This window comes from Pseudomonas sp. R25(2017) (genome assembly GCF_002112565.1).
Taxonomy (GTDB): Bacteria; Pseudomonadota; Gammaproteobacteria; order Pseudomonadales; family Pseudomonadaceae; genus Aquipseudomonas; species Aquipseudomonas ekonensis.
In genome coordinates this window covers 1-7,266 of sequence record NZ_NEHZ01000036.1, presented here as the reverse complement: position 1 = coordinate 7,266, position 7,266 = coordinate 1, and the positions used below count along the sequence as shown (strand labels likewise).

At 65.9% G+C, this 7,266-nt stretch carries 5 protein-coding genes; 3 read left to right on the top strand and 2 right to left on the bottom strand.

What is annotated here, in order from left to right:
• Window positions 1-193: 193 nt before the first annotated feature.
• Together CAG31_RS27840 and CAG31_RS27835 are read right to left on the bottom strand one after the other, a co-directional pair.
• Window positions 194-913, bottom strand: a complete 720-nt coding sequence (locus tag CAG31_RS27840) for a FadR/GntR family transcriptional regulator (protein WP_085586959.1) — start codon at window positions 911-913, stop codon at window positions 194-196.
• Between the two features lie 188 nt (window positions 914-1,101).
• A complete protein-coding gene (locus tag CAG31_RS27835) occupies window positions 1,102-2,838 on the bottom strand; it encodes an IlvD/Edd family dehydratase (RefSeq protein ID WP_085586958.1) in 1,737 nt (578 codons plus the stop codon).
• Between the two features lie 193 nt (window positions 2,839-3,031).
• On the opposite strand from CAG31_RS27835, the gene CAG31_RS27830 reads away from it, so the two are divergent.
• From CAG31_RS27830 to CAG31_RS27820, 3 genes are read left to right on the top strand one after another with little or no spacing between them, the layout of a single operon-like run.
• Window positions 3,032-4,354, top strand: coding sequence for an MFS transporter (locus tag CAG31_RS27830; protein WP_085586957.1), 1,323 nt, complete (start codon window positions 3,032-3,034; stop codon window positions 4,352-4,354).
• Between the two features lie 60 nt (window positions 4,355-4,414).
• Window positions 4,415-5,407: an AraD1 family protein gene (gene araD1, locus CAG31_RS27825; protein ID WP_085586956.1), complete on the top strand. Its 993-nt coding sequence runs from the start codon at window positions 4,415-4,417 to the stop codon at window positions 5,405-5,407.
• A 9-nt stretch (window positions 5,408-5,416) separates the two neighbouring features.
• Entirely contained in the window at window positions 5,417-6,997 is a 1,581-nt protein-coding gene (locus CAG31_RS27820; RefSeq protein ID WP_085586955.1) for an aldehyde dehydrogenase (NADP(+)), read from the top strand.
• The last annotated feature ends 269 nt before the right edge of the window (window positions 6,998-7,266 follow it).

Sequence of the window (7,266 nt, the reverse complement as noted above, 5' to 3'; positions counted from 1 at the left end):
AGAAAGGGCGGGACGAGAAGTCTCCCACGGTCCGTACTGGCTAGAGTCGGATTCTTGCTTTTAGTCCCGCCCACCCCTTCAAGTCTAAACATACAAGCTGGCTTGCCAGCGATGGCGTCGTGTCAGGCAGCGCAGATGCGTCAGACAGACTGCGATCGCCAGCAGGCTGGCGCCTGCAGGGGATCTTCAGTGATCAGGAAAGGTCGGTGCCGAGCACCACACTCAAGGCACTGCGCGCATCATCCAGCTGCACCAGCGTCGCATGCCGTGCGCCGAGGGCATCGCGGTTCTCGATGGCGGTCAGGATCGCCTTGTGCCGCGGCAGCGCCAGTTCGTGCAGGTTCGGCCGCTGGTTGGAGTGCTTGAGCGCTTCGGCGATCGCCACCGAGAGCATGTTGCACAGGTTGGCGAGCAGGTCGTTGTGGGTGGCGTCGGCGATGCGGCTGTGGAAATCCAGATCCGGCTGCAGCAAGGCTTCCGGCGTCGGCGCCGCCTCCATGCGCCGGTAGGCTTCGCCGATGGCGGCGATGTCGGCCTCGGTGGCGTGCTGGGCGGCGAGGGCGGCGGCGGCCGGCTCGATGATGCTGCGCACGCTGGTCAGCACGTTGAAGAACTCGTTCTGCGGGCTGCTCTGCATCAGCCAGTGCAGCACGTCCGGGTCGAGCATGTGCCATTCGCGGCGCGGCTTGACCACGGTGCCGACCCGCGGCTTCGAATACACCAGCCCCTTGGCCACCAGCACCCGCGTGGCCTCGCGCAGCACCGGCCGGCTCACCGCGTACTCCTCGCAGAGCAAGGCTTCGGCGGGCAGTTTGTCGTCGGGCGCAAAGCGTCCGGAAACGATCTGCAGGCCCAGTTCCTGGACGATGCGCGAGTGCATGCTTTTGCGGTCGGAGGGTTTGCGGTAATCCATGGGGAGCGGGGCGATCCTGTGGGGTGAACGGTGCCCGGCATCATAGCAGGCGTGGCATGGTCTTGAGGCAGGTGCACAAAGCAAATGTGGGAGCTGGCTTGCCAGCGATGGCGGCGTGTCAGTCAACATGAATGTCAGCTGAAAGACCGTAATCGCTGGCAAGCCAGCTCCCACAGGGGAAGGCGTTGTCAGTGGGAGTGGCGCGGGACTTCGGCACCCCGGCAGCCGACCAGGAAGTCGAAGTCGCAGCCCTGGTCTGCCTGCAGCACATGGTCGATGTACAGCTGACGGTAACCCCCCACCAGCAATGGCTGCGGCGGTTGCAGATCGGCCAGGCGCGCCGCCAGTTCGGCGTCCGGGATGTCCAGGTGCAAGCGCCCGCCGGCGCAGTCCAGCTCGATCCAGTCACCTTCTTTCACTGCCGCCAACGGCCCGCCGGCCGCCGCTTCCGGGGCGACGTGCAGCACCACGGTGCCGTACGCCGTGCCGCTCATCCGCGCATCGGAGATGCGCACCATGTCGGTCACGCCCTGGGCCAGCAGCTTGGCCGGCAGCCCCATGTTGCCGACCTCGGCCATGCCCGGATAACCCTTCGGCCCGCAGTTTTTCATCACCAGAACCGAGTGGGCATCGACGTCCAGTTCCGGGTCGTTGATCCGTGCCTTGTAGTGGTCGAAGTTCTCGAACACCACGGCGCGGCCGCGATGCTGCATCAGTTCCGGCGTCGCGGCCGATGGCTTGAGCACCGCGCCGAGCGGCGCCAGGTTGCCGCGCAAGACACAGATGCCGCCGTCGGCGCGGATCGGGTTGTCGAGGGTGCGGATCACTTCGTCTTCGCCGTAGATCGGCGCGTCCTGGGTGTTCTCGCGGATGGTTTTGCCGTTGACGGTCAATGCGTCCGGGTTCGGAATCAGGTTGGCCTCACCCAGGCGCCGCAGCACTGCCGGCAAGCCCCCGGCGTAGTAGAACTCTTCCATCAGGAAACGCCCGGACGGCTGCAGGTCGACGAGGGTCGGCATGCCCCGGCCGATGCGCGTCCAGTCGTCCAGATCCAGGTCGACGCCGATGCGTCCGGCGATGGCTTTGAGGTGGATCACCGCGTTGGTCGAACCACCGATCGCCGCGTTGACCCGGATCGCGTTCTCGAACGCCTGCTTGGTCAGGATCTTCGACAGCCGCAGGTCTTCGCGCACCATCTCCACCGCGCGCATGCCGGACATGTGCGCCAGCACGTAGCGCCGCGCGTCCACCGCCGGGATCGCCGCGTTGTGGGGCAGGGAGGTGCCCAGCGCTTCGGCCATGCAGGCCATGGTGGACGCGGTGCCCATGGTGTTGCAGGTGCCGGCGGAGCGGGACATGCCGCCCTCGGCCGCCAAGAAGTCATCGAGCGTGATGGTGCCGGCCTTGACCTGTTCGCTGAGCTGCCAGACCACGGTGCCGGAACCGATGTCCTTGCCCTTGTGCTTGCCGTTGAGCATCGGCCCGCCGGTGACGACGATGGCCGGCACGTCGCAACTGGCCGCGCCCATCAGCAGCGCCGGGGTGGTCTTGTCGCAGCCGGTCAGCAGCACCACGCCGTCGATGGGGTTGCCGCGGATGGCTTCCTCCACGTCCATGCTCGCCAGGTTGCGGGTGAGCATGGCGGTCGGGCGCAGGTTCGACTCGCCGTTGGAGAACACCGGGAATTCCACCGGAAACCCGCCGGCCTCGATCACGCCGCGTTTCACGTGCTCGGCGATCTGGCGAAAGTGCGCGTTGCACGGTGTCAGCTCCGACCAGGTGTTGCAGATGCCGATGATCGGCTTGCCGTGGAACTGATGGTCGGCGATGCCCTGATTCTTCATCCAGCTGCGGTACATGAAGCCGTTCTTGTCGGCGGTGCCGAACCATTGGGCCGAGCGCAGGGCGGGTTTCTTATCAGACATGATCGGTTCTCTTATTGTAAGACTATTGTTTGCGAGCTTTGGCTTAAGCTAAGCGAAAAATGGCTGCTGTGGAAGTGTTGGCGTCTAATAAGTATTACTATATAGTCGATTTCAACGAGAGGATCGGCCCTGGCGAGGTTCGCCTGAGGCATCCCCCGAGGTTCCATAACAACAACAATCGGAGACCGACCCCATGAGCCAGGAACAGCGGCTTGTCCGGCGCATCACCTTGAAACTGATTCCCTTCCTGATCCTGCTGTACCTGATCGCTTACGTGGACCGCTCCGCTGTCGGCTTCGCCAAGCTGCACATGGGCGCCGACATCGGCATCGGCGACGCGGCCTACGGGCTCGGCGCCGGTCTGTTCTTCATCGGTTATTTCCTGCTGGAGATCCCCAGCAACCTGATGCTCGAACGCTTCGGCGCAAGGCGCTGGTTCGCGCGGATCATGATCACCTGGGGCGCCATCACCATCGGCATGGCGTTCGTCCAGGGCCCGCACAGCTTCTATGTGATGCGCTTTCTGCTCGGCGCGGCGGAGGCGGGGTTCTTTCCCGGTGTCCTGTACTACATCACCCAATGGTTCCCCGTGCGCCACCGCGGCAAGATCCTCGGGCTGTTCATCCTGTCCCAGCCCATCGCCATGATGATCACCGGCCCCGTGTCCGGCGGCCTGCTGGGCATGGACGGCATCCTCGGCCTGCATGGCTGGCAATGGCTGTTCATCGTCATTGGCACCCCGGCGATCCTGCTGACCTGGCCGGTGCTGCGCTGGCTGCCGGACGGGCCGGAGCAGGTGGACTGGATGGAACGGTCCGAAAAGGACTGGCTCAGCGGCGAGCTGAAAAAGGATCTGCAGGCATACGGCCAGACCCGTCACGGCAACCCGCTGCATGCGCTCAAGGACACGCGCGTCTTGCTGCTGGCGCTGTTCTACCTGCCGGTGACCTTGAGCATCTACGGCCTGGGCCTGTGGCTGCCGACCCTGATCAAGCAGTTCGGCGGCAGCGACCTGGTCACCGGGTTCGTGTCGGCGGTGCCGTACCTCTTCGGCATCGTCGGCCTGCTGATCGTGCCGCGCAGCTCCGACCGGCTGAACGACCGCTACGGCCATCTGGCGGTGCTCTACGTGCTGGGCGCGCTCGGCCTGTTCTTCAGCGCCTGGCTGGCGTTGCCGGCGATGCAGTTGGCGGCGCTGTGCCTGGTGGCGTTCGCGCTGTTTTCCTGCACGGCGGTGTTCTGGACCTTGCCGGGGCGGTTCTTCGCCGGCGCCAGCGCGGCGGCGGGCATCGCGCTGATCAACTCGGTGGGTAACCTGGGCGGCTACATCGGTCCGTTCGTGATCGGGGCGCTGAAGGAATACACCGGCAACCTCGCCTCGGGCTTGTACTTCCTGTCCGGGGTGATGGTGTTCGGACTGATGCTGACCGGTGTGGTCTACCGGGTGCTTGAGCGCAGACACGTGTTGCCGGCAGACCAGTTCGCAGCGAGCGCACGGGGCGCGACTCGCACCTGACGTTACCTGCCGGACACAGGTTTTCCGGTGTTCAGACATTTTGTTGAGAGGAGAGAACACATGCATCTGGTGCAATTCGAATTGAGCAACGGCGAACGCCGCGTCGGCGTGGTCGAGGGCGGTCTGGTGCGGGAGGTGCAGGACGTGCGCGCCGTGCGTGATCTGGCGTTGGCGGCCATCGAGGCCGGCGTCAGCCTCGCGCAGCAGGTGCAGGCCTTCGGCCTGGGCATCAGCCACGATTACGCCGAACTGCGGGAGCAGCTGCGTATCCTGCCGCCGCTCGACCATCCAGACCCGGCGCACCTGCTGGTCAGCGGCACCGGGCTCACGCACCTGGGCAGCGCCTCGGCCCGGGACAAGATGCACCAGCAGGCCGGCGACGAAGCGACGCTGACCGACACCCTGCGCATCTTCAAATGGGGCGTGGAGGGCGGCAAGCCGGCGGCTGGGCAGGCCGGGGTGCAGCCGGAGTGGTTCTACAAGGGCGACGGCAGCATCGTCGTGCGGCCGGGGCAGCCGTTCCCGTTGCTGCCGTTCGCCGAAGACGCCGGCGAAGAACCGGAGCTCACCGGGCTCTACGTCATCGGCCACGACGGCAAACCGTACCGCCTCGGTTTTGCCCTGGGCAACGAGTTCTCCGACCACGTGATGGAACGCAAGAACTACCTGTACCTGGCCCATTCGAAACTGCGCAGCTGCAGTTACGGCCCCGAGCTTCGGGTCGGTGATCTGCCGCCGCACCTGGCCGGCACCAGCCGCATCCTGCGCGACGGCGAAACGCTGTGGCAGAACGAGTTCTTGAGCGGCGAAGCGAACATGTGCCACAGCCTGGCGAACCTCGAATACCACCATTTCAAGTACGCCCAGTTCCTGCGGCCGGGCGATGTGCACATTCATTTCTTCGGCACCGCGACGCTGTCGTTCGCCGACGGTGTCCGCACCCGTCCGGGCGATGTGTTCGAGATCAGCCTGGCCGAATTCGGCGCGCCCCTGGTCAATGGCATCGCCCCCGCCGACGCGGTTTTCGCCCCCGGCAGCATCGGTACCCTTTAAGGAGATCCCATGACTCAGATTCTCGGCCTCAACTACATCGGCGGGCGCCGCAGCGCCGCCGGCAACGTCCAGTTGCAGAGCGTGGACGCCAGCTCCGGCGAACCGTTGCCTTACGGTTTTTTCCAGGCAACGGCGCAGGAGGTGGACGCCGCCGCCCAAGCGGCCGCCGCCGTGTACCCGGCCTACCGCAGCCTCAGCGCAGAGCGCCGGGCGCAGTTCCTCGATGCGATCGCCGATGAGCTCGACGCGCTGGACGACGAGTTCGTGGCCGTGGTCTGCCGCGAAACCGCACTGCCGGCGGCGCGGATCCAAGGGGAGCGCGCCCGCACCAGCGGCCAGATGCGCCTGTTCGCCCAGGTGCTGCGTCGCGGCGACTTCTATGGGGCGCGGATCGATCTGCCGTTGCCGGCGCGTCAGCCGCTGCCGCGTCCGGACCTGCGCCAGTACCGCATCGGCCTCGGGCCGGTGGCAGTGTTCGGCGCCAGCAACTTTCCGTTGGCCTTTTCCACGGCGGGCGGCGACACCGCCGCCGCGCTGGCCGCCGGCTGCCCGGTGGTGTTCAAGGCCCACAGCGGCCACATGGCCACCGCCGAGTGGGTGGCCGATGCGCTGATCCGTGCGGCGGAGAAGACCGGCATGCCGGCGGGCGTGTTCAACATGATCTACGGCGGTGGCGTCGGCGAATGGCTGGTCAAGCATCCGGCGATCCAGGCCGTGGGCTTCACCGGTTCGCTCAAGGGCGGACGGGCGCTGTGCGACATGGCGGCCGCACGCCCGCAGCCGATCCCGGTGTTCGCCGAGATGTCGAGCATCAACCCGGTGATCGTGCTGCCGCAGGCGCTGGCTGCCCGCACGGAGTCCGTGGCCCGTGACCTGACGGCCTCGGTGGTGCAGGGCTGCGGTCAGTTCTGCACCAACCCCGGCCTGGTCATCGGCCTGCGTTCGCCGCAGTTCAGTGGGTTCGTGGCACAACTGGCCGGGCTGATCGCCGATCAACCGGCGCAGACCATGCTCAACGCCGGCACCCTCGCCAGTTACGGCAAGGGCTTGCAGAAGCTGCTGGCCCACGCGGGCATCACGCACCTGGCGGGGAATCCGCAGCAAGGCAACCAGGCGCAGCCGCAGTTGTTCAAGGCCGATGCTCGGTTGCTGATCCAGGGCGACGAGGTGCTTCAGGAGGAAGTGTTCGGGCCGGCCACGGTGGTGGTCGAAGTGGAAGACCAGGCGCAGTTGCATGCGGCGCTCAACGGCCTGCACGGGCAACTCACCGCGACGCTCATCGGTGAGCCGCAAGACTTTGCGCAGTTCCCGGAACTGACGGCGCTGCTGGAGCAGAAGGTCGGGCGGATCCTGCTCAACGGCTATCCGACCGGGGTCGAGGTGTGCGATTCGATGGTGCACGGCGGGCCGTACCCGGCGACCTCCGATGCCCGTGGCACCTCGGTCGGCACGTTGGCGATCGACCGTTTCCTGCGCCCGGTGTGCTTTCAGAACTACCCCGACCACCTGCTGCCGGAACCGCTGAAGAACGCCAATCCGCTGCGCATCCAGCGCCTGGTGGACGGTAAGCCAACGCGCGAGGCCCTCTGACAGATGTCTGTTGTACCGGCCTCATCGCCAGCAGGCTGGCTCCCACAGGACTTGCGGTGATCTGCCATTTCTGCGAACACCGCTAAATCCTGTGGGAGCTTGCCTGCAAGCGATGAGGCCATCACAGCCGACATCTCTGTTGCCTGATCCACCGTCATCGCTGGCAAGCCAGCTTGTATGTTTAGACTTGAAGGGGTGGGCGGGACTAAAAGCAAGAATCCGACTCTAGCCAGTACGGACCGTGGGAGACTTCTCGTCCCGCCCTTTCT